This window comes from Spiroplasma ixodetis, assembly GCF_040369795.1.
Taxonomy (GTDB): domain Bacteria; phylum Bacillota_I; class Bacilli_A; order Mycoplasmatales; family VBWQ01; genus Spiroplasma_E; species Spiroplasma_E ixodetis_B.
In genome coordinates, this window is the sequence record NZ_AP028955.1 from 488036 (window position 1) to 509308 (window position 21273).

27 protein-coding genes and 4 pseudogenes are annotated in these 21273 nt (G+C 23.2%); 20 read left to right on the plus strand and 11 right to left on the minus strand.

What is annotated here, in order from left to right; genetic code table 4:
* Nucleotides 1-123: 123 nt before the first annotated feature.
* The gene (locus tag ABWV63_RS03475) at nucleotides 124-456 is read right to left on the minus strand and encodes a hypothetical protein (protein WP_353306825.1); all 333 of its coding nucleotides are present in this window, start codon (nucleotides 454-456) and stop codon (nucleotides 124-126) included.
* 22 nt (nucleotides 457-478) lie between these two features.
* Between ABWV63_RS03475 and ABWV63_RS03480 the strand changes: the two genes are divergently transcribed.
* Nucleotides 479-919 carry a hypothetical protein gene (locus ABWV63_RS03480; protein ID WP_353306826.1) on the plus strand — a complete coding sequence of 147 codons (441 nt, stop codon included), beginning with the start codon at nucleotides 479-481 and terminating at the stop codon, nucleotides 917-919.
* Nucleotides 909-1256 carry a transposase gene (locus tag ABWV63_RS03485; RefSeq protein WP_353306827.1) on the plus strand — a complete coding sequence of 116 codons (348 nt, stop codon included), beginning with the start codon at nucleotides 909-911 and terminating at the stop codon, nucleotides 1254-1256. Before ABWV63_RS03480 ends, ABWV63_RS03485 begins: the two co-directional genes overlap by 11 nt.
* Here the strand turns inward: ABWV63_RS03485 and ABWV63_RS03490 are convergent, their stop codons facing one another.
* A complete protein-coding gene (locus tag ABWV63_RS03490; RefSeq protein ID WP_353306828.1) occupies nucleotides 1257-1730 on the minus strand; it encodes an IS630 family transposase in 474 nt (157 codons plus the stop codon).
* Between the two features lie 91 nt (nucleotides 1731-1821).
* On the opposite strand from ABWV63_RS03490, the gene ABWV63_RS03495 reads away from it, so the two are divergent.
* The 3 genes and pseudogenes from ABWV63_RS03495 (at nucleotide 1822) to ABWV63_RS03505 (ending at nucleotide 3676) form a co-directional block, all read left to right on the plus strand.
* On the plus strand, nucleotides 1822-2244 hold the full coding sequence (locus ABWV63_RS03495) for a transposase family protein (RefSeq protein WP_353306829.1): 423 nt from the start codon (nucleotides 1822-1824) through the stop codon (nucleotides 2242-2244).
* A 23-nt stretch (nucleotides 2245-2267) separates the two neighbouring features.
* Complete coding sequence (locus ABWV63_RS03500; RefSeq protein WP_353306830.1) at nucleotides 2268-2390, plus strand: hypothetical protein; 123 nt, start codon at nucleotides 2268-2270, stop codon at nucleotides 2388-2390.
* Between the two features lie 159 nt (nucleotides 2391-2549).
* Nucleotides 2550-3676: pseudogene (locus ABWV63_RS03505) on the plus strand (IS3 family transposase).
* Here ABWV63_RS03505 and ABWV63_RS03510 read toward each other — a convergent pair.
* From ABWV63_RS03510 to ABWV63_RS03525, 4 genes and pseudogenes are all read right to left on the minus strand, one after another.
* Entirely contained in the window at nucleotides 3626-3811 is a 186-nt protein-coding gene (locus ABWV63_RS03510; protein WP_353307258.1) for a hypothetical protein, read from the minus strand. The pseudogene ABWV63_RS03505 and the gene ABWV63_RS03510 sit on opposite strands and share 51 nt — an antisense overlap.
* Nucleotides 3812-4089: 278 nt before the next feature.
* Nucleotides 4090-5420 (minus strand): annotated as a pseudogene (gene der, locus ABWV63_RS03515) (ribosome biogenesis GTPase Der).
* 27 nt (nucleotides 5421-5447) lie between these two features.
* On the minus strand, nucleotides 5448-6119 hold the full coding sequence (gene cmk, locus ABWV63_RS03520) for a (d)CMP kinase (protein ID WP_353306831.1): 672 nt from the start codon (nucleotides 6117-6119) through the stop codon (nucleotides 5448-5450).
* Nucleotides 6120-6135: 16 nt separating this feature from the next.
* The gene (locus ABWV63_RS03525) at nucleotides 6136-6792 is read right to left on the minus strand and encodes a hypothetical protein (protein ID WP_353306832.1); all 657 of its coding nucleotides are present in this window, start codon (nucleotides 6790-6792) and stop codon (nucleotides 6136-6138) included.
* 275 nt (nucleotides 6793-7067) lie between these two features.
* Here ABWV63_RS03525 and ABWV63_RS03530 point away from each other — a divergent pair, with 275 nt between their 5' ends.
* The 5 genes and pseudogenes from ABWV63_RS03530 (at nucleotide 7068) to ABWV63_RS03550 (ending at nucleotide 9619) form a co-directional block, all read left to right on the plus strand.
* The gene (locus ABWV63_RS03530) at nucleotides 7068-7229 is read left to right on the plus strand and encodes a hypothetical protein (RefSeq protein WP_353306833.1); all 162 of its coding nucleotides are present in this window, start codon (nucleotides 7068-7070) and stop codon (nucleotides 7227-7229) included.
* 64 nt (nucleotides 7230-7293) lie between these two features.
* A pseudogene (locus tag ABWV63_RS03535) lies at nucleotides 7294-8369 on the plus strand (IS3 family transposase).
* A 91-nt stretch (nucleotides 8370-8460) separates the two neighbouring features.
* On the plus strand, nucleotides 8461-8826 hold the full coding sequence (locus tag ABWV63_RS03540; RefSeq protein ID WP_353306834.1) for a transposase: 366 nt from the start codon (nucleotides 8461-8463) through the stop codon (nucleotides 8824-8826).
* A gap of 77 nt (nucleotides 8827-8903) precedes the next feature.
* Entirely contained in the window at nucleotides 8904-9272 is a 369-nt protein-coding gene (locus tag ABWV63_RS03545) for a hypothetical protein (protein ID WP_353306835.1), read from the plus strand.
* A 110-nt stretch (nucleotides 9273-9382) separates the two neighbouring features.
* Nucleotides 9383-9619: a transposase gene (locus ABWV63_RS03550; RefSeq protein WP_353306836.1), complete on the plus strand. Its 237-nt coding sequence runs from the start codon at nucleotides 9383-9385 to the stop codon at nucleotides 9617-9619.
* A 396-nt stretch (nucleotides 9620-10015) separates the two neighbouring features.
* Here ABWV63_RS03550 and ABWV63_RS03555 read toward each other — a convergent pair whose 3' ends face one another.
* Both ABWV63_RS03555 and ABWV63_RS03560 read right to left on the minus strand, forming a co-directional pair.
* Nucleotides 10016-10165, minus strand: a complete 150-nt coding sequence (locus ABWV63_RS03555; RefSeq protein WP_353306837.1) for a hypothetical protein — start codon at nucleotides 10163-10165, stop codon at nucleotides 10016-10018.
* Between the two features lie 54 nt (nucleotides 10166-10219).
* A complete protein-coding gene (locus ABWV63_RS03560; protein WP_353306838.1) occupies nucleotides 10220-10642 on the minus strand; it encodes a transposase family protein in 423 nt (140 codons plus the stop codon).
* A 281-nt stretch (nucleotides 10643-10923) separates the two neighbouring features.
* On the opposite strand from ABWV63_RS03560, the gene mgtA reads away from it, so the two are divergent.
* The 5 genes from mgtA to ABWV63_RS03585 all read left to right on the plus strand — a co-directional run bounded on the left by mgtA (nucleotide 10924) and on the right by ABWV63_RS03585 (nucleotide 15878).
* A complete protein-coding gene (gene mgtA / locus ABWV63_RS03565; RefSeq protein WP_353306839.1) occupies nucleotides 10924-13647 on the plus strand; it encodes a magnesium-translocating P-type ATPase in 2724 nt (907 codons plus the stop codon).
* A 99-nt stretch (nucleotides 13648-13746) separates the two neighbouring features.
* The gene (locus ABWV63_RS03570) at nucleotides 13747-13923 is read left to right on the plus strand and encodes a hypothetical protein (RefSeq protein ID WP_353306840.1); all 177 of its coding nucleotides are present in this window, start codon (nucleotides 13747-13749) and stop codon (nucleotides 13921-13923) included.
* A gap of 573 nt (nucleotides 13924-14496) precedes the next feature.
* Complete coding sequence (locus ABWV63_RS03575; RefSeq protein ID WP_353306841.1) at nucleotides 14497-15135, plus strand: hypothetical protein; 639 nt, start codon at nucleotides 14497-14499, stop codon at nucleotides 15133-15135.
* Between the two features lie 41 nt (nucleotides 15136-15176).
* Nucleotides 15177-15407 (plus strand): IS3 family transposase, encoded by a 231-nt coding sequence (locus tag ABWV63_RS03580; protein ID WP_353306842.1) that lies wholly within the window; start codon nucleotides 15177-15179, stop codon nucleotides 15405-15407.
* A 93-nt stretch (nucleotides 15408-15500) separates the two neighbouring features.
* Entirely contained in the window at nucleotides 15501-15878 is a 378-nt protein-coding gene (locus ABWV63_RS03585) for a transposase (protein ID WP_353306843.1), read from the plus strand.
* A 362-nt stretch (nucleotides 15879-16240) separates the two neighbouring features.
* On the opposite strand, the gene ABWV63_RS03590 is transcribed toward ABWV63_RS03585, so the two are convergent.
* From ABWV63_RS03590 to ABWV63_RS03600, 3 genes are read right to left on the minus strand one after another with little or no spacing between them, the layout of a single operon-like run.
* On the minus strand, nucleotides 16241-16465 hold the full coding sequence (locus ABWV63_RS03590) for a hypothetical protein (protein ID WP_353306844.1): 225 nt from the start codon (nucleotides 16463-16465) through the stop codon (nucleotides 16241-16243).
* 23 nt (nucleotides 16466-16488) lie between these two features.
* Nucleotides 16489-16704, minus strand: a complete 216-nt coding sequence (locus tag ABWV63_RS03595) for a hypothetical protein (RefSeq protein WP_353306845.1) — start codon at nucleotides 16702-16704, stop codon at nucleotides 16489-16491.
* Complete coding sequence (locus tag ABWV63_RS03600) at nucleotides 16694-16912, minus strand: transposase family protein (RefSeq protein WP_353306846.1); 219 nt, start codon at nucleotides 16910-16912, stop codon at nucleotides 16694-16696. The genes ABWV63_RS03595 and ABWV63_RS03600 overlap by 11 nt, the downstream gene beginning before the upstream one ends.
* Nucleotides 16913-17003: 91 nt before the next feature.
* On the opposite strand from ABWV63_RS03600, the gene ABWV63_RS03605 reads away from it, so the two are divergent.
* The 5 genes and pseudogenes from ABWV63_RS03605 to ABWV63_RS03625 all read left to right on the plus strand — a co-directional run bounded on the left by ABWV63_RS03605 (nucleotide 17004) and on the right by ABWV63_RS03625 (nucleotide 21237).
* Nucleotides 17004-18107 (plus strand): IS256 family transposase, encoded by a 1104-nt coding sequence (locus ABWV63_RS03605; protein ID WP_353306847.1) that lies wholly within the window; start codon nucleotides 17004-17006, stop codon nucleotides 18105-18107.
* A gap of 170 nt (nucleotides 18108-18277) precedes the next feature.
* Nucleotides 18278-18721 (plus strand): annotated as a pseudogene (locus tag ABWV63_RS03610) (IS3 family transposase); the annotation flags it as partial.
* Between the two features lie 218 nt (nucleotides 18722-18939).
* Complete coding sequence (ychF, locus tag ABWV63_RS03615; RefSeq protein ID WP_353306848.1) at nucleotides 18940-20037, plus strand: redox-regulated ATPase YchF; 1098 nt, start codon at nucleotides 18940-18942, stop codon at nucleotides 20035-20037.
* Nucleotides 20038-20122: 85 nt separating this feature from the next.
* The gene (locus ABWV63_RS03620; protein WP_353306849.1) at nucleotides 20123-20626 is read left to right on the plus strand and encodes a hypothetical protein; all 504 of its coding nucleotides are present in this window, start codon (nucleotides 20123-20125) and stop codon (nucleotides 20624-20626) included.
* Between the two features lie 14 nt (nucleotides 20627-20640).
* Nucleotides 20641-21237 carry a hypothetical protein gene (locus ABWV63_RS03625; protein ID WP_353306850.1) on the plus strand — a complete coding sequence of 199 codons (597 nt, stop codon included), beginning with the start codon at nucleotides 20641-20643 and terminating at the stop codon, nucleotides 21235-21237.
* Nucleotides 21238-21273 lie beyond the last annotated feature (36 nt).

The following is a 21273-nucleotide window of genomic DNA, read 5'->3' on the forward strand; positions in this document are numbered from 1 at the left end:
ACCTTATTAATTTATTAATAAAGAAATTATAAAATAAATTTTAAATTATTAATTGACTTTTAAAAAATTTATTTACGGAATATGTCTATTATTATTTTACATTATTTATGAGTAAACATTACTTTAGTTAGCTATATATGGAATTTCAGAATTACTATCTTTAACTAAAATATCCTTAAATTTATTTTCTCTTGACATTATGTCCTTATTTTTTTCATATTCATTGCTTGTTAAACTAATTTTATTATCGCAATCTTCATCAGTAACAAAATATTTTGATTGATCAGCAATAAAGTTATAAATATTTAATACACCTAATTGATGATTTTCACAAATTGATTTAAAATGTTTTAATATTTCAAAATTATTATTTAATTGCTCTCTTAGTTTATTTAGCTTATTTAAGTCATTACACGAACTAATTTTTTTAATAAAAAAATAGGAAATTATTCCCACATGTACTAGTGTGGAGGAAAAAATGAATTGAAATGAATTCAATAGCATATTTCAAAATGAAAACGATTGTTTGAAATATATAGCGAAGTTGAAATTAATGAAATGTATCAGGTGTGCTTCTTCTAGTTTGAATGTTTCTGATTTGAGAAGAATAAGATGTTTGAAATGTCATCAAACATTTAGTATTCTTCATGACACCGTTTTTCACAAGTCACAAACACCTTTGACATCTTGTTTTTATCTCATCTTTAGATGAATAAACACAAAGCATGGTATACCATCAACAGATGTTGCAAGGGAATTGGGTGTGACATATAAAACAGCTTGAAGAATGGGTCATGAAATCAGAACTAGAATTTGGAATCAAGATGCAGGGTTCATTGATGATGGCACAGCGCAGATGGATGAAATGTATCTTTCACATGTAGGTTTTAAAAAAACAAGTAAGATCCTTGTTGAATAAAACCTTGATTGTTGGAGTTTATGAGAAAACCAACAACAAACTAATTGTGAAAGTATTGAAAAAAGCAGATGAGAAAAACCTTTTATGATTTGTATTGAAACACATTTCTACTGGGTGTTGTCTATTTACGGATTCTTGGAAGGGATATGGAAGTTTCAAAAACTTCTATCACAAACATGAAATCGTAAATCATGAAGTTGGGTATGTGTCATCAACAGGTGTAAACACAAACCAGATTGAATCTGCATGAAAACACATCCGATGAACTTTCCGAACACACATAAAAGTTTCAAAACAAAATATTCATTTATATGCAAAAGAAGCTGCATATCTATAGCTAACTAAAGTAATGCTTACTCATATCTTGAAAAACAAAATCAATCGCTTTTTTAATATTTGGTCAATAATTTGGTAATATTTTTCTTATATTATGTTTTATAGCAAATCAAAAATGTTCAATTGGATTTAAATTACGAGAATATGGTGGAAGAAATAATAGTTTGCATCCAGCATTTTCAATTAATTGTTGTGTTAATTTAGAATTATGAAACGTTGCATTATCTAAAACTATAATTTGTCCACACTTTAATACTGGAATTAGTATATTTTTTACATATGATTCAAAAATTTTACTGTTGCAATGTCCTTCAAATGCTCATAGGGCTTTTAATTTACCTTTATTTCGTGAACCAATTATACTCATTCTTTTTATTTTATATGCGGATTTATTATCAAATAATCTTTTACCTTTTTCAGATCAACCATATTTATAAAATTCATTATCATCAATTCCAGATTCATCAATAGACATATTCCGTAAATAAATTTTTTAAAAGTCAATTAATAATTTAAAATTTATTTTATAATTTCTTTATTAATAAATTAATAAGGTGTTGATAAAAATGAATTTTGAAAATTTAAAAAAATTAAAAAATGAACAATTTTATAGATATTTTGGTATAAAACGTTTTCATTTTGATGAAATGTTAACAAAATTAATTGAAATAGAAAATTTAAAAAAAACTAAAGGTAGAAAATATAAACTTTCAGTTGAAGAAAGATTGATGATGACTTTAGTATACTGAAAAGAATATTATACTTTTTTCCAAATGAGTATTAAATATAAAATGAGTTCATCAAGTTGTTTTCGAAATATTACTTGAGTAGAAAATAAACTTAGTGATGACAAAGATTATCAGTTTTTAAAAACAAAATATAAATCAAAAATTGAGAAAAAACAAGAAGATTTAAATGAATTTCAATTTTATTTAATTGATTCAACTGAAATTGAAATTGAAAGACCAACTAAAAAAAACTACAGTTAGAATATTTTTCTGGTAAAAGTTGAATGTTTTCTATAAAATTTCAAATTATATATGACTTTTTTAATAAAAAAATTGTTGATATTTTTGCTGATAATGGAAAAGTACATGATTTTCAAATATTAAAAAATTCAAATCTTGAATTTTAAGAAAAAACAATAATTATCGGTGATTTGGGATATCAAGGAATACAAAATATTTATAAAAATAATATATTACCAATTAAAAAAACTGGATGGGTTACACTTTATTGGGCACTAATTACGTAGACAAGTGAACAAATTAGTTAAAAGAAATGAATTATAATTATGGCCAATATTAACTCATATTCAGATGAATTTAAAAAACAAATAGTAACTTTATATCAAAGTGGTAAGTCAGTGTCTTGTCTTGCTAAAGAGTACAATGTTACAAGAGCAGCTACTTATAATTGAATTAAGCAATTTACTAATTCAGGCAGTTTTAAAACCAAAGATAACCGTTCTGTTGAAGAAAATGAATTAATTAAATTAAGAAAAGAATTAAAACAATTAAGAATGGAAAATGATATTTTAAAGCAAGCAGCACTAATAATAGGCAGAAAATAGAAATTATTACTAAAAATAAAGTTAAATATAAAATTCGTACAATGTGTCGTTTTTTAAAAATCTCTAAATCAACATATTATTTTAATTTCAAGAAAGAAGAAGATAAAATTCAAAATAATATGTATGATGAAGCTGTTATTAGTGATTTTAAAGAAAATAAAGAAGCTTACGGAACAAGAAGATTAAAAGTTGTTCTAAAAGAAAAGAAAATTAATTTATCAAGACGAAAAATTAAAAAAAATATGAATAAACATAATTTAATATCAAAATACACTAAATTATCATACAAAAATTATCATAATAAAGTCAATGATAGTCAAATTACTAATCTTGTTAATAGAGGCTTTAATAATAGGCTTAAAAATGAAGTTATTGTTAGTGATTTAACTTATGTTCAAGTTAATGGTAAATGAAACTATATTTGCTTATTAATCAACCTGTACAATCGCGAAATTATTGGACATAGTGTAGTCACTAAAAAAGATGCATCATTAGTATATCAAGCATTTATGTTCTCAAATCGTTGTTTAAAAAATATTCAAATATTTCATAGCGATCGCGGTAATGAATTTAATAATAAAACTATTGATAAACTTTTATTAGCCTTCAATATTACCCGCTCTTTAAGCAAAAAAGGTTGTCCTTATGATAACGCTGTTGCTGAAGCAACTTTAAAAACTTTCAAAACAGAATTTATTAATGATAAAAATTTTACATCATTAATCCAATTAAAATTATAATTATTTGATTATATCAATTGATACAACAACATAAGAATCCACAGCACTCTAAACTACTTAACCCCCATAAAACACCAATCACAAATGTCTACCAAAAAACAGTCCTAAAAAAGGTTGTCATTCCACTTGTAAAAATTTTAAAACATTATTTCAAGGACTTTTTTCTTTTGAGGTTTTTAATTCAATATTACTATTTTTTGTTTGATTTTTTTCTTTATGTTTTTTTCAGAAAACTAAACCCATATTTTAACCCCTTCTTAAAACTTTTTCTTAATTTTTCAAAATTAAAACATTGAACTTATTGAAACTGATAATAGAACAATGGCAACAACTGTTGCACAAAACATTAAAAATATATAAAGAACTTTATTTCAAAAATGAAAAACTTGATATGTAACTTTTTTTGCTTTAAATAAAAATTGCTCGTTAATCAGGGTCCTTTCTTTACGTAATTTTCTTTTAAATAAAATAAATAAATAATTTTCTTTAAAATAAATATAATCACAAAATTTTACACTTTTTTATTGTTTATTATACAATGACTTACGCATTCTAAATCTTAATTTAATTGGTACACCCTGAAAACCAAATCGTTCACGAATTTGATTAATTAAAAAACGTTCATAAGAAAAATGACATCGTTGTGGATCATTTACCATTAAAATAAAAGTAGGCGGATTTTTTTCAACCTGTGTTGTGTAATATATCTTTAATCTACCACCTTTAAAGTAAGGCGGCTCATTAATTAATTGAGCTTTATTAATTATTTCATTAATAATACTTGTTTTAATTCTTAAATTCATATTAACTAATACTTCATTAATAGTAGCAAATAAATTATGAATTCTAGTATTTTCTAAAGCAGATAAATATACAACAAAAGAATACTCAAGATATTTAAATTTTTCTTTTATTTTTTTAGTAAACTCTTGCATTGTTTTTTCATTTTTTTTAACTAAATCTCATTTATTAACAATAATAATAACTGGCTTATCTAAATTTTTTGCCATTCCTGCTATTGTTAAATCTTGTTCTTGAATTTCAACACTACCATCTAATAAAAACAAAACAATATCACTACGTTCAATGGCATTAGTAGTTCTAATTAAACTATATTTTTCTAAATCTTCAGTAATTTTTCCTTTTCTACGAATTCCCGCAGTATCAATAACACAATATTGTCTTTTATTATAAACAAAATTACTATCAATAGCATCAGTTGTTGTTCCTGCTATTGGTGAAACAATAACTCTATTCTCTTGAAGAATAGTATTAACTAAACTTGATTTACCAACATTGGGACGGCCAATAATTGCCAAATTAATATTTTCTTTTTTTTCTGTATGAACCTCTTTTGGTAACTTAGTAATTATCATATCTAATAAATCACCAAAACCAACACCATGACTAGCAGATACTAAAATTGGTTCGCCAAAGCCAACTTTTAAATAATCATAAATTTTATCATTATCTTTTTGGACATTATCATATTTATTTGCAATAATAATAACCGGTTTCTTAGTTCTGTATAATAATTTGGCAATATCTTCATCTTCGTGAGTTAGACCTTCTTGATAAGAACAAACAAATAAAACAATATCAGCCTCAGCTAAAGCGATATTAACTTGTTGATTGATTTTTTGAGTAAAATTAGTAATCGTTTTAGTAATACCACCCGTATCAATAATCACAAAATTTTGTGTTAATCATTCACCAATGCCATAAATTCGATCTCTAGTCGCTCCAGGCATATCTTCAATTATTGCTACTTTTTTTTTAATATACGATTAAAAATTGAAGATTTACCAACATTAGGGCGTCCTACAATTACTACTTTTTGTAACTTATTCATTTTATTCAAATCCTTATATTTAAAATATTATTTTTTATGACTAAAGTAATTATCATATAAAATTTTTAATTTATCAACGGTGGTTTGTAAATTATAATCACTATTATCTAAAATAACTGCATCTTCAACAATTACTAGTTGCCCAGTGCTACGAGTTTTATCAACATTATCACGAATTACCATATCGTTATATACTTGTTCTTGCGTAATATTAATACCCTCTTTAATATACTGTTTATATCTTCTTTCACTACGAGCGTGTAAACTAGAAGTTAAAAAAATCTTTAATTGAGCATCAGGCAAAACAACACTACTAATATCTCTGCCAACGACAATAAAGCCTTGACTTCTAACCATTTCTTGAATTCTAGCAACCATAACTTTTCTAACTTCAGATAACGAAGCAATTATTGGCACTTTACTAGTAACATTTTTATCATAAATTTCTTCTGTTAGTGGTTGATCATTAAATAAAAAATGACCATTAACCCATCTTATATCAAAAAGTTGTAGTGCTGCAAGTATTAATTCTTCACTTTCAAAAGCAATTTTATTTTTTAAACAATGATTAGTAAAACTACGATACATAATTCCTGTATCCATAAATTGATAATCAATTTTTTTAGAAAGCAAATATGCTGCCGCTGATTTACCACTAGCTGCTGGACCATCTATTGCAATATTAATCTTTGGGTACATTGTTTTTCTCCATTCTCTACTTAATAAATAATATTAATGATAATACTAACATGACTATTAAAATTAAACAAATAATGATAACACTAAATACTGTTAAACTTCATTTATAATTATGCTTAATTTTAATTTTTTGTAATTCATCTTGAAAATTATTATGTTCTTGATTAATTTCTTTTAGCCCTTTATTAAGATCACTATTATTTATTTTATACTTTTTATATTTAAATTCTAAATTTTTAACAAAATTTTTGACATCATGAATTTTACTTTCTAAGTCTTTTTGAAATTCATTTATTTTATTATGCATACTATTAATTAACGTTTGATACTCCAAGTTAGTGCTTATTAATGGCACATCAACTATTTCAAAATCAATATTTTCACTATATTTTTTTAAAATATTATTAATATTTTCTAACATATTTTCCAATATTAATTTATCATTATCATCTAAATGTTGTTCATTATTTTTAATAAAATAATTTTCAAAATTAACTAAATTTAAATCAGAATTTAATTTTTGAAAAATTGGCTCAAAATATGATTGATCAATTTTTATTAGTTGCTGATAATAATTTTCTATTTTTTGTTCTTGTTCTCAAAGTTTACTATTTTCTTTAATTTCTTTAGCAATTTGTTCACGTAAACTTTTATACTTTTCCATTCTTGTCATTAAAGCACCCACAAATTAATATTTAAAAAATTCCAATACTGATTTATTTTTAATAGTAATAATAATTTTCTTGATTATAACATAAATATATAAAATCATTATAATATACAAAGGCTTTTATTTCTTTATGTACTATTTTTAAATTTTATCACATATAGCTAACTAAAGTAATGTTTACTCATAAATAATGTAAAATAATAATATGTAATTTAAACAGTTTTTGAATTTAAAAGTACAATTCAGCAATATTTAAAATAGATTAGGAAGATTAAATTATGCCAAAACCATACAGTGAAGACTTACGAAGAAAAGTAATAGAAGCCTATGAAAGTAAAAACATGAAAATTAAAGAAATTTGTAAAGTGTTTAATATTACTAGAAAGTGGATGGGTTACACTTTATTGGACACTAATTACGTAGACAAGTGAACAAATTAGTTAAAAGAAAGGAATTATAATTATGGCCAATATTAACTCATATTCAGATTAATTTAAAAAACAAATAGTAGCTTTATATCAAAGTGGTAAGTCAGTGTCTTGTCTTGCTAAAGAGTACAATGTTACAAGAGCAGCTACTTATAATTGAATTAAGCAATTTACTAATTCAGGCAGTTTTAAAACCAAAGATAACCGTTCTGTTGAAGAAAATGAATTAATTAAATTAAGAAAATAATTAAAACAATTAAGAATGGAAAATGATATTTTAAAGCAAGCAGCACTAATAATAGGCAGAAAATAGAAATTATTACTAAAAATAAAGTTAAATATAAAATTCGCACAATGTATCGTTTTTTAAAAATATCTAAATCAACATATTATTTTAATTTGAAGAAAAAAGAAGATAAAATTCAAAATAATATGTATGATGAAGTTGTTATTAGTGCTTTTAAAGAAAATAAAGAAGCTTATGGAACAAGAAGATTAAAAGTTGTTCTAAAAGAAAAGAAAATTAATTTATCAAGACGAAAAATTAAAAAAATTATGAATAAACATAATTTAATATCAAAATAAACTAAATTATCATACAAAAATTATCATAATAAAGTCAATGATAGTCAAATTACTAATCTTGTTAATAGAGACTTTAATAATAGGCTTAAAAATGAAGTTATTGTTAGTGATTTAACTTATGTTCAAGTTAATGGTAAATGAAACTATATTTGCTTATTAATCGACCTGTACAATCGCGAAATTATTGGACATAGTGTAGGTACTAAAAAAGATTCGTCATTATTATATCAAACATTTATGTGCTCAAATCGTTGTTTAAAAGATATTCAAATATTTCATAGCGATCGCGGTAATGAATTTAATAATAAAACTATTGATAAACTTTTATTAGCATTCAATATTACCCGCTCTTTAAGCAAAAAAGGTTGTCCTTATGATAACGCTGTTGCTGAAGCAACTTTCAAAACAGAATTTATTAATGATAAAAATTTTACATCATTAATCAAATTAAAATTATAATTATTTGATTATATCAATTGATACAACAACATAAGAATCCACAGCACTCTAAACTACTTAACTCCCATAAAACATCAAGCACAAATGTCTACCGAAAAACAGTCCTAAAAAAGATTGCCATTCCAAATTTAATAAATATGGTTGATCTGAAGAAGGTAAAAGATTATTTGATAATAAACCCGCATATAAAATAAAAATAATGAGTATAATTGGTTCACTAAATAAAGGTAAATTAAAAGCCCTATGAGCATTTGAAGGACATTGCAACAGTAAAATTTTTGAATCATATGTAAAAAATATACTAATTCCAGTATTAAAGCGTGGACAAATTATAGTTTTAGATAATACAACGTTTCATAAATCTAAATTAACACAACAATTAATTGAAAATGCTGGATGAAAACTATTATTTCTTCCACCATATTCTCCTAATTTAAATCCAGTTGAACATTTTTGATTTGCTATAAAACATAATATAAGAAAAATATTACCAAATTATTGACCAAATATTAAAAAAGCTATTGATTTTGTTTTTCAATATATGAGTAAACATTACTTTAGTTAACTATATATTACTCAACTTTTAGACTTATCACCACTCACTAGAATATTCTTATTAAAAATAATGACTATCCAAGTGGAATGTTTGCAGTAAGGGACAGAAAAACAACAACAGAAAAAAAATATAACATTATAGCTGAACAAGTAATATTAGATTATATGCGTAATTTGTTTCAAGCGGCTTATAATCAAGCCAGTATTAATAAAACCTTATTATGACTCTGTAATGCTTTAAACAATGTTACTATTCCAAATTTAACAAATTCATTTAAAGAATATTTAGAAAAATGCAGAATAGAAGCAATTTTAGTAGGTGATCAATTTTTAAACTACAAAATGAATTATCCAATAACAATAAAGGTAATGATTGAAGGCAAAGTTGTTGATGTAACTTCAAGTGAAACTTTTGAATATACTGTCAAAATCGCTGATTTTAATAATAATGATTAGATTCATTAATTAACTAAATAAAAATACATAAGTTCTAATAAATATTTATCAAAAATGAAGTTATTGTTATTTTACTTTTTAGAAAATTTAAAAATATAATAATTCCGGTATTGAAGCGCGGACAAATTATAGTTTTAGATAATGCAACGTTTCATAAATCTAAATTAACACAACAATTAATTGAAAATGTTGGATGCAAACTATTATTTCTTCCACCATATTATCCTAATTTAAATCCAATTGAACATTTTTGATTTGCTATAAAACATAATATAAGAAAAATATTACCAAATTATTGACCAAATATTAAAAAAAGCGATTGATTTTGTTTTTCAAGATATGAGTAAACATTACTTTAGTTAGTTATATTATACTCTCTTATTACTTTTAATGTACCAAAAAAATACTCAGTCCTAGGTTCTTTAAATCATTAGACATATTCCGTAAATAAATTTAATCAATTGTCAATAATAATATTTATAAATTTTTTAGTGTTAATAATTATAGAAGTTAATATTTTTAAAAAAATACTTTAAAAATAAATTTATATTTCAAACACAAAAATTGTTAATATTATTTTTATATTAACTTGATAAAAATTTAAATTTTTAAAAAAATATTAAAAATATTTTTTTATTTTAATGGTTTTGTTTTATTAAAAATTTCACAAAGTAAGTTAAATCTTAAGTACATAAGTCTAAATATACTTTTTCTACATTTATTTATTAAAATTTTGAATCTTTTTAATCAAGCAAAAACATGTTCAACTTTAATTCTAATTTTTGAAATAATTTTATTGTAGATTTTTCTTGTTTAGTTAATTTTTTATTTTTAGTTTTTTTAATTGGTAATATAGTATTTTTATAAATATTTTGTATTCCTTTATATCCCAAATCGCCAATAATTATTGTTTTTTCTGAAAATTCAACTTTTACCAGAAAAATATTCTAACTGTAGTTTTTTGTAGTTGGTCTTTCAATTTCAATTTCAGTTGAATCAATTAAATAAAATTGAAATTCATTTAAATCTTCTTGTTTTTTCTCAATTTTTGATTTATATTTTGTTTTTAAAAACTGATAATCTTTGTCATCACTAAGTTTATTTTCTACTCAAGTAATATTTCGAAAACAACTTGATGCACTCATTTTAAATTTAATACTCATTTGGAAAAAAGTATAATATTCTTTTCAGTATACTAAAGTCATCATCAATCTTTCTTCAACTGAAAGTTTATATTTTCTACCTTTAGTTTTTTTTAAATTTTCTATTTCAATTAATTTTGTTAACATTTCATCAAAATGAAAACGTTTTATACCAAAATATCTATAAAATTGTTCATTTTTTAATTTTTTTAAATTTTCAAAATTCATTTTTATAAACACCTTATTAATTTATTAATAAATAAATTATAAAATAAATTTTAAATTATTAATTGACTTTTAAAAAATTTATTTACGGAATATGTCTATTGATGTTTACTCCTATTTTTGATATAAATAATTTGTATTTAAAATAATACAAATTATTATTGAAAATAAAAGAATATTATTCTTAAATATTTGGTAGTTTTAAGAACTTTATTCACTAAAATAAAGTTCTTTTGATTTTAGTATACAATTAAATTATACGTTTGAAGAAAGGTTGGTTGATAATGCAATTTTTTAAAAAGAAGCATATAGAACAAAAAACAACAACCATGTTTAAACAATTTTCGCAACTATCGAAAGAAGAAGTTATCCAACAATTAGATGGTAGTATGTACGGATTAAAAAAGGAAGAAGTAGAGGACAGACTTAAAAAATATGGTAAAAACGTTTTTTCTCATAAACGATTTGTTTGATACAAAAAATTAATGCACAATATTTTTAATCCTTTTATTATTGTTTTAATGATAATAGTTATCTATAATTTTATTAGTTACAGTATTATTGATACTAATACTGATAAAAATGTTGATTTGTACAGCGCTATTATTGTTTTAGTAATGATTATTTTGAGTGTTTTTATATCTTACTTTCAAGATTATCGTTCCTATAAATCTTCAGAAAAATTACGACAATTAATTGAAACAACAGCCAGTGTTTTTCGATTTAGTAATAAAAATAAAAAAATTGATTTTAATGATTTAAATAGTGTTGCCAATTTTACAAAAGAAGTATTAATTGAAAATTTAGTACCAGGTGATATTACTTTCTTATCTTCTGGTGATATGATTCCTGCTGATGTTCGAATTTTAGTTTCGACCGATCTATTTATTAATCAATCTGCACTAACTGGTGAAACATTTCCTGTTGAAAAACACGCTATTAATACTAAAGATGATAATAAAAAAAGTAGTATCCTAGAATTAGAAAACATATGTTTTATGGGCACTAGTATTGTTTCAGGTGGCGCTATTGCTATTGTTATTGCATCAGGTGTTAATACTTATTTTGGATCAATCGCTAGTGCAGTAACTAGTAAACGTCCTGTTACTAGTTTTAGTAAAGGTATTAAAAAAGTTACTTACATTCTTATTGGTTTTATGTGTGTAATGGTACCATTAATATTTATTGTTAATGTAATTACTAAAAATAATATTTTAACAGCGTTAATATTTTCAATATCAGTCGCTGTTGGTATTACCCCTGAAATGCTACCAATGATTGTTAGTGCTAACTTAGCAAAAGGTGCAATTAGATTATCACATAAAAAAGTAATTGTTAAAAATTTAACTAGTATTCAAAGTTTTGGCGCAATGGATGTTTTATGCACTGATAAAACTGGTACTTTAACTGAGGATAGAATTGAGTTGGTTAAACACTTAGATCCAGAAGGTGTTGAATCAAACAAAGTTTTAGAAATGGCATATTTAAATAGTTCTTTACAAACTGGATTAAAAAATAATATTGATAAAACAATTGTCCAACACATTAAAGCTCATCATAATAAAATAGTTGAAATGCCCTATCGTAAAATTGATGAAATACCTTTTGATTTTATAAGAAGGCGAATGTCAATAGTAGTTTCAAAAGATAAAATTAATAATACTTTAATTTGCAAAGGAGCAGTAGAAGAAATATTAAAAATTTGTACTAAAGTTGAAATTAGAGGGAAAGTAATTGCCTTAACTGATAAAATTAAAGAAAATGTTTTAAAATTAAGTACGGAATTAAATAATGATGGTTTACGAGTAATTGCAATTGGTTATCAAGATTTTGCTAGTGACAAAACAATTTTTAAAATAGAAGATGAATCTAATTTAGTTTTATTAGGATATATAGGTTTTTTAGATGTACCTAAACCTAGTGCTATTAAAGCAATAACAACTCTTAATCAACACGGAATTGATGTTAAAATTTTGACTGGTGATAATGAAATTGTTACTAAAGCAATTTGTAAAAAGGTGGGTTTAGAACCAGGAATTCCTTTATTAGGTAGTGACATTGAAGATATGGATGATCAACATTTACAAGCATTAGTAAATAAAACTACTATTTTTGCGAAAATGGACCCATTACAAAAATCAAGAATTATTGATATTTTAAAGTTAAATAGTCACACTGTTGGCTTTTTAGGTGATGGTATTAATGATGCTGTTGCTTTGCATCACGCTGATGTCGGAATATCTGTTAATAGTGCTACTGATATTGCCAAAGAAGCATCTGATATTATTTTATTAGAAAAAGATTTAGATATTTTAGAGCAAGGAGTGATCAGCGGTAGAAATACTTTTGGTAATATTTTAAAATATATTAAAATTACTATTTCTTCTAATTTTGGTAATTCATTAAGTATTTTAATTGCTTCAATTTGATTACCTTTTTTACCAATGATGGCAATTCAAATTTTACTACAAAATTTATTATATGATATTTCTCAATTAGCAATTCCTTGAGATAGGGTTGATGAAGACTTTATTAAAAAACCACAAAAATGAAATGCAAAAAGCATTTTACCTTTTGCATTCTGGAATGGACCGCTAAGTTCAATATTTGATATAACCACCTTTTTATTTTTAGGATACGGTTTACATATCTTTGCCAATTTTGCTAATGTAGATCCTAATAATGCTGCTGGCATATATCAACAATCATTATTTCATACTGGATGATTTATTTTAGGAGTTACTTCACAAACATTAATTGTACAATTATTACGAACTTCTAAGGTACCTTTTATTCAAAGTATGCCATCTCATCAGCTATTTTTAACAACAATTATAATTACTATTATTGGCATTAGTATTCCATATACACAATTAGGAGCTACTATTGGTTTAACACCAATTACTTTAATTTTTTATGCTTATTTAGCTGGCGTTGTCATTGTTTATTTCATTGCTAGTCAATTATTAAAAATGATATATATAAAGGTTAATAAACGCTGATTGTAAACTAAATTTTAATTTTAAGATAAATGTATTGGATTTTTTTAAAAATTATGATACAAATAAGTGTAAAAATAAAGAAATTTTTTGTATTACTGTAAAAGTATGCTAACATTAAATTACCTTATTGATCAATTTCAAAAGAAAAAAATTCAATTTTCTATTATTGAAGATTTTATGAATAATCCAAACATTAGTGATGAGAAAGTTATTGGTTTAGATAATAACAACAGAAATGCCCTTCATAATAGTTTTTTATTAGATTTAGATGAAGGATCATAAATAGAAGATGAATATAACTATGATCCACACGAGGAAGGTTGAAAAACTTCAAGTGAATTAATAGAATTTACAACTAATAAAATAAAACTTATTAATTGATTAATAAATTTTAAAAAAAATGATAAAAATTTTTTAAATCAACAAGATATTGAAGGAAATTCACCTTTACATTTAGCAATTATGAAACAATATATTGTAGACTGAAAACTTGGAGGAGAGTTTAAAAATATAGCAAAGCAACTAATTAATAATTCACAAGTTAATCCCAATTTAGTAAATTTGCAAAATGAAACTCCATTTTGCAAATTATTAATATAAGAAATTAATAAAGCTGATGCATATCCGACAAATAAAGAAATTCGTGAATTAGTTAATGATTTTCAAAATAATTCTCATTTTAATATTAATAGTGTTAATAATAAAAATCAAAATCTTTTACATATTATTGCTAAATAAGGTAATAAAACTGATTTTAGAATTAATTTTGCCATCACCAAAAAAACTAATTTTTATCAAATAGATGATAATGGTAATATACCTTATGAAATAGCAATCCTAAACAACAATTTTGATATGTTAGAAATAATAGAAAATTGCAAATATTTTAATATTAATACACCTATTGATGAGTATAATAACACTACATTACATAGAACAATTAGAAGTAATAATAAAAAAATTATAAGAACACTATTATTAAAAAATGAAAATGGTGATTTAGAAATTAATTTTGATATTAAAAATAAAAATAATGAAAAACCTTTTAAATTTGAAGATATGATAATTGATTGATTACATCAATTACCAAGAAATCAAATTCAAATGATGATTATTGATTTTTTAATAACAAATGAATGTAATTATAATAATTATATAACTAGAGAAGGATTAACTTGATGAACTTTAGTTATTAAATATAACTTAAAAGAAGTTACTAATTATTTGGTTAATAGTGTATTAACTGATATTAAAAAAATAGATAGTAATCCTTTTAAAAATAAAAATTATCTTTTTGATAATGAGATAAAAGAAGAAGTAGATAGAGCTACTTATAATTGAATTAAGCAATTTACTAATTCAGGCAGTTTTAAAACCAAAGATAACCGTTCTGTTGAAGAAAATGAATTAATTAAATTAAGAAAAGAATTAAAACAATTAAGAATGGAAAATGATATTTTAAAGCAAGCAGCACTAATAATAGGCAGAAAATAGAAATTATTACTAAAAATAAAGTTAAATATAAAATTCGTACAATGTTTCGTTTTTTAAAAATCTCTAAATCAACATATTATTTTAATTTCAAGAAAAAAGAAGATAAAATCCAAAATAATATGTATGATGAAGCTGTTATTAGTGCTTTTAAAGAAAATAAAGAAGCTTATGGAACAAGAAGATTAAAAGTTGTTCTAAAAGAAAAGAAAATTAATTTATCAAGACGAAAAATTAAAAAAATTATGAATAAACATAATTTAATATCAAAATAGGTAATGTTTAGTATTCTGTGCAACTTACAAAAATAACTATGTTTAATTAATTCTAGTAAATAAAATTAAATAACTAGAAAGAGTGAGTTACGTATGTCTAAAAAACAAAATATTAATAATAATGCTCCAATATCAAAAGCAGTAGATTTATTATTAGAAAATACTGAAGATTTAACAACAGTTTTTAAAGAGGGAGGTTTATATAAAGAATTAACAAAAAGATTAGTTGAAAAAATGTTGAATTCTGAAATGCAAAATTATTTAGGATATGAAAAAAATCAAAATAATAATAGTGATAATGCTCGCAATGGTATAAATTCAAAAAAATTAATAACCCAACAAGGTAAAATTGAGATTAATGTACCACGAGATCGTAATAGTAATTTTGAGACAGTAATAGTTGCGAAAAGACAAAGAAGATTTGATGGTTTTGATCAACAAGTTCTTTCATTAGACATATTCCGTAAATAAATTTAATCAATTGTCAATAATAATATTTATAAATTTTTTAGTGTTAATAATTATAGAAGTTAATATTTTTAAAAAATACTTTAAAAATAAATTTATATTTCAAAGACAAAAATTGTTAATATTGTTTTTATATTAACTTGATAAAAATTTAAATTTTTAAAAAAATATTAAAAATATTTTTTTATTTTAATGGTTTTGTTTTATTAAAAATTTCACAAAGTAAGTTAAATCTTAAGTACATAAGTCTAAATATACTTTTTCTACATTTATTTATTAAAATTTTGAATCTTTTTAATCAAGCAAAAACATGTTCAACTTTAATTCTAATTTTTGAAATAATTTTGTTGTAGATTTTTTCTTGTTTAGTTAATTTTTATTTTTATTTTTTTAATTGGTAATATAGTATTTTTATAAATATTTTGTATTCCTTGATATCCCAAATCACCAATAATTATTGTTTTTTCTGAAAATTCAAGATTTGAATTTTTTAATATTTGAAAATCATGTACTTTTCCATTATCAGCAAAAATATCAACAATTTTTTTATTAAAAAAGTCATATATAATTGGAAATTTTATAGAAAACATTCAACTTTTACCAGAAAAATATTCTAACTGTAGTTTTTTTTAGTTGGTCTTTCAATTTCAATTTCAGTTGAATAAATTAAATAAAATTGAAATTCATTTAAATCTTCTTGTTTTTTCTCAATTTTTGATTTATATTTTGTTTTTAAAAACTGATAATCTTTGTCATCACTAAGTTTATTTTCTACTCAAGTAATATTTTGAAAACAACTTGATGCACTCATTTTATATTTAATACTCATTTGGAAAAAAAGTATAATATTCTTTTCAGTATACTAAAGTCATCATCAATCTTTCTTCAACTGAAAGTTTATATTTTCTACCTTTAGTTTTTTTTAAATTTTCTATTTCAATTAATTTTGTTAACATTTCATCAAAATGAAAACGTTTTATACCAAAATATCTATAAAATTGTTCATTTTTTAATTTTTTTAATTTTTCAAAATTCATTTTTATCAACACCTTATTAATTTATTAATAAAGAAATTATAAAATAAATTTTAAATTATTAATTGACTTTTAAAAAAATTATTTACGGAATATGTCTAAAGAATTAACAAAAAGATTAGTTGAAAAAATGTTGAATTCTGAAATGCAAAATTATTTAGGATATGAAAAAAATCAACATAATAATAGTGATAATGCTCGCAATGGTATAAGTTCAAAAAAATTAATAACTCAACAAGGTAAAATTGAGATTAATGTACCACGAGATCGTAATAGTAATTTTGAGCCAGTAATAGTTGCAAAAAGACAAAGAATATTTGATGGTTTTGATCAACAAGTTCTTTCGTTATATGCCAAAGGCATGACTTTATCAGATATTAGAATGCAGTTACAAGAGTTATATCATGGTGCTGATATTAGTGAAAGTGTTATTAGCCAAATTACTGATGATGTTATTGATGATGTTAAAGCATGACAAAATCGGCCATTAGAAAGTGTTTATCCGATTGTTTATTTTGATTGTATAGTAGTTAAAGTACGACAAGATAAACGCATTATTAACAAATCAGTTTATATAGAACTAGGATTTGATTTAGAAGGTAAAAAAGATATTTTAGGTTTATTAATTAGTGAAAATGAAGGTTCTAAGTTTTGATTATCTAATTTCACAGAAATGAAAAATCGAGGCTTAAATGATATTCTTATTGCTTGTAGTGACAATTTAACAGGAATGTCAGAAGCAATACAATCAGTTTATCCTAAAACCGAACATCAATTATGCATAGTTCATCAAATTAGAAATAGTTTAAAATATGTTTCATACAAACATAGAAAATCACTAGTTACAGATTTAAAACCAATTTATAGTGCATGTATTGAAGAACAAGCAATGCAAGTTTTAGAATCTTTTGAAAGTAAATGAAATAAACAATATCCTCAAATTGCTAAATCATGATATAAAAATTGAGATAATTTAATGGTTTTTATTAGTTATCATGCAGAAATCAAAAGAGTGATTTATACAACAAATGCTATTGAATCTGTTAATAGTCAATTAAGAAAAGTTATTAGAAATAAAAAAGTTTTTCCAAATGATATGGCAGTTTTTAAAATATTTTACTTAGCAATTGAAAATATAACAAAAAACGAACAATGCCCATTCAAAATTGAAATACAGCAATTGCTCATTTTATGATAAAATTTGAAGATAGAATTAATCTAAACTAGTAACTTTGTAAAAAGATACACAGATTTTTAAAAAGCCTCTCAAAATACATTAAATTATCATACAAAAATTATCATAATAAAGTCAATGATAGTCAAATTACTAATCTTGTTAATAGAGAATTTAATAATAGGCTTAAAAATGAAGTTATTGTTAGTGATTTAACTTATGTTCAAGTTAATGGTAAATGAAACTATATTTGCTTATTAATCGACCTGTACAATCGCGAAATTATTGAACATAGTGTAGGTACTAAAAAAGATGCATCATTAGTATATCAAGCATTTATGTGATCAAATCGTTGTTTAAAAAATATTCAAATATTTCATAGCGATCGCGGTAATGAATTTAATAATAAAACTATTGATAAACTTTTATTAGCCTTCAATATTACCCGCTCTTTAAGCAAAAAAGGTTGTCCTTATGATAACGCTGTTGCTGAAGCAACTTTCAAAACTTTCAAAACAGAATTTATTAATGATAAAAATTTTACATCATTAATCCAATTAAAATTAGAATTATTTGATTATATCAATTGACACAACAACATAAGAATCAACAGCACTCTAAACTACTTAACCCCCATAAAACACCAAGCACAAATGTCTACCAAAAAACAGTCCTAAAAAAGGTTGCCATTCCATACTATTAATGAATCTAATAATTTAGTAAATACTGTACCATTACCATCCAAATCAACTCCAAAATTTAAATTTTTCTTAATTGATAATGAATTTTATATTTTTCTTTATAATTTATATGATACGATGTAATCATATAAATAAAAGAAACAGGTGTATATTATATGTTAACTGCTGGTATCGTCGGTTTACCTAATGTAGGTAAATCAACATTATTTAAAGCCATAACCAATTCACAAGTATTAATTGAAAATTATCCTTTCGCTACTATAAAACCAAATATTGGTAGCGTTCCAGTCAATGATTCAAGAATTTTAAATTTAATAAAAATTTTTAATCCACAAAAAGTTGTACCAACAATTTTAGAATTACATGATATTGCTGGACTTGTCAAAGGCGCTAGTAAAGGCGAAGGATTAGGTAATCAATTTCTTGCCAATATTAGAACGGTTGATGCAATATGCGAAGTTATTCGTTGTTTTGATGATATTAATGTTACTCATGTTGAAAATAAAATTGATCCAATTAATGATTTTGAAATTATTGAATTGGAATTAATGTTAGCTGATCAAGAAGTAATAAGTAAACGAAAAGAAAAAGTTCGTAAAAAATCGCAAATAACTAGAGATAAACAAGGTATTGCTGAGGTAGCTTTATTAGAAAAAATTAATAATGAATTAAACAATGGTATTGCTATTCGCAATCAAAAGTTAAGTTCAGAAGAATTACTGATGATTAAACCTTATAATTTTTTAACTGCTAAACCAATAATTGTTATTGCTAATATTAATGAAAAAGATTTAATAACTAAAACCAATAAATATGTTGAACAATTACAACAATATATGAGCAAAAAAAATATTACTGTAATTGTTGTTTGCGCTAAGACAGAATGTGAACTTTCTGAATTAGAAGCAGAAGAAAAAAAAGAAATATTTAAAGAGTTAAATATTTTTGAATCTGGAATTGATCAAATTGTATTAGCAACTTATAAACTATTAAATTTAGGTACTTATTTTACTGTCGGACGCAAAGAAGTTCATACTTGAACTTTTATTAAAGGAATGAAAGCACCAGAGTGTGCTGCTATCATTCATACAGATTTCATGAAAGGTTTTATTAGACTTAAAGTTTATAATTATCAAGATATAGAATTATTGGGTAGTGAAAAAAATGTTCAGGAAAAGGGAAAAATGAGAGTTGAAGGTAAAAATTATATAGTTGAAGATGGTGATATTTGTCATTTTCTTTTTAATGTTTAGTTTTAAGATAATATTAATTATAAAAAAGTTATAGTTTTGCTATAATTAATTTGAAAATATACTAGCAAGAAAGGAAAAAAATATTATGTTAAAAAGTAATTTACAAAATCCTGATTCTGACATTCAAGAAAACAATTATGTTACAAATAAAAAAACTAAAAAGTTTGATGTTCTTAATAAAATAAAAGTTTCAAGAGGTTTACTTTTTTGATCACCAATTGTACAAATTATTGGTAGTATTGCTTTTTTAATACTATTAATAGTTAATGCATTTGTTGAGCAAAAAATGGGGTTTGAATTTAGTAAACTACAATTAGCTTTATCATTATCATATGTTGGAATTGCAATTTTAGTCAGTATTATTTGTTTTATGATACCAGCAAAGAAACTTAAAAAGAAATCTTCATTTAGAATTACTACTATTTCAACATTAATATTATCAACATTAATATTAAGCGGTAGTCTAGTTTTTTGATCAATACCAGTATTATTATTTTTTTCATTAATATCATTAATTGTATGAATATGTGAAGTAGTAGCAGCGATTATTTTAATTTTAGTAGTTGAAGAATTTCCTAATGAAAAATAAAGTAGGTGAAAATAATGAAAATTAAAGATTTAGATAATATTAAAAACAAAGAAACATGTTTTATTCCATATGAACAAAAGACTAAAAATGCATATTTTGTTTATTTGACAATATCAATAGTTCTTTTTTTATCAGTTTTTATTTTTTCATTATTTGCTGCTATTAATTTATCAAAATATAAATTATATAATGTAAAACTTACTGATTTTAATTATCCTATTTTGAATTTATTTTATGCACCAATTGTTTGTTTAATTGCAATTACTGTAAGTATGATTTTATTAATATTTGCTCCTAGAGTAAGTATTGTCTCTTCAAAGTATAGCAGTAGAATGTTTTATACTGCTTTTTGATTATTAATTCTTAGTGTAATGTTAAGTTCAGAAACACAATTAACTTATATTTCACAATCTGGAATATTATATAATGAAAATTATCATTGAATTAATCCAATTATTGCAAGAATATTTATTATTTTTAGTCTTTTTTTAATTTTGATTACACAACTATTTTTTTGAATTATGCGTAGAAAGTTTACATTTATGAACTCAGATTATGAAATTTATACTACTAGAAGTATGGAAAAAAAACAAAGACGAATTAGAAAATAATACCAATTTTAAAAAAATTAAAAAACAAGAAAAGGG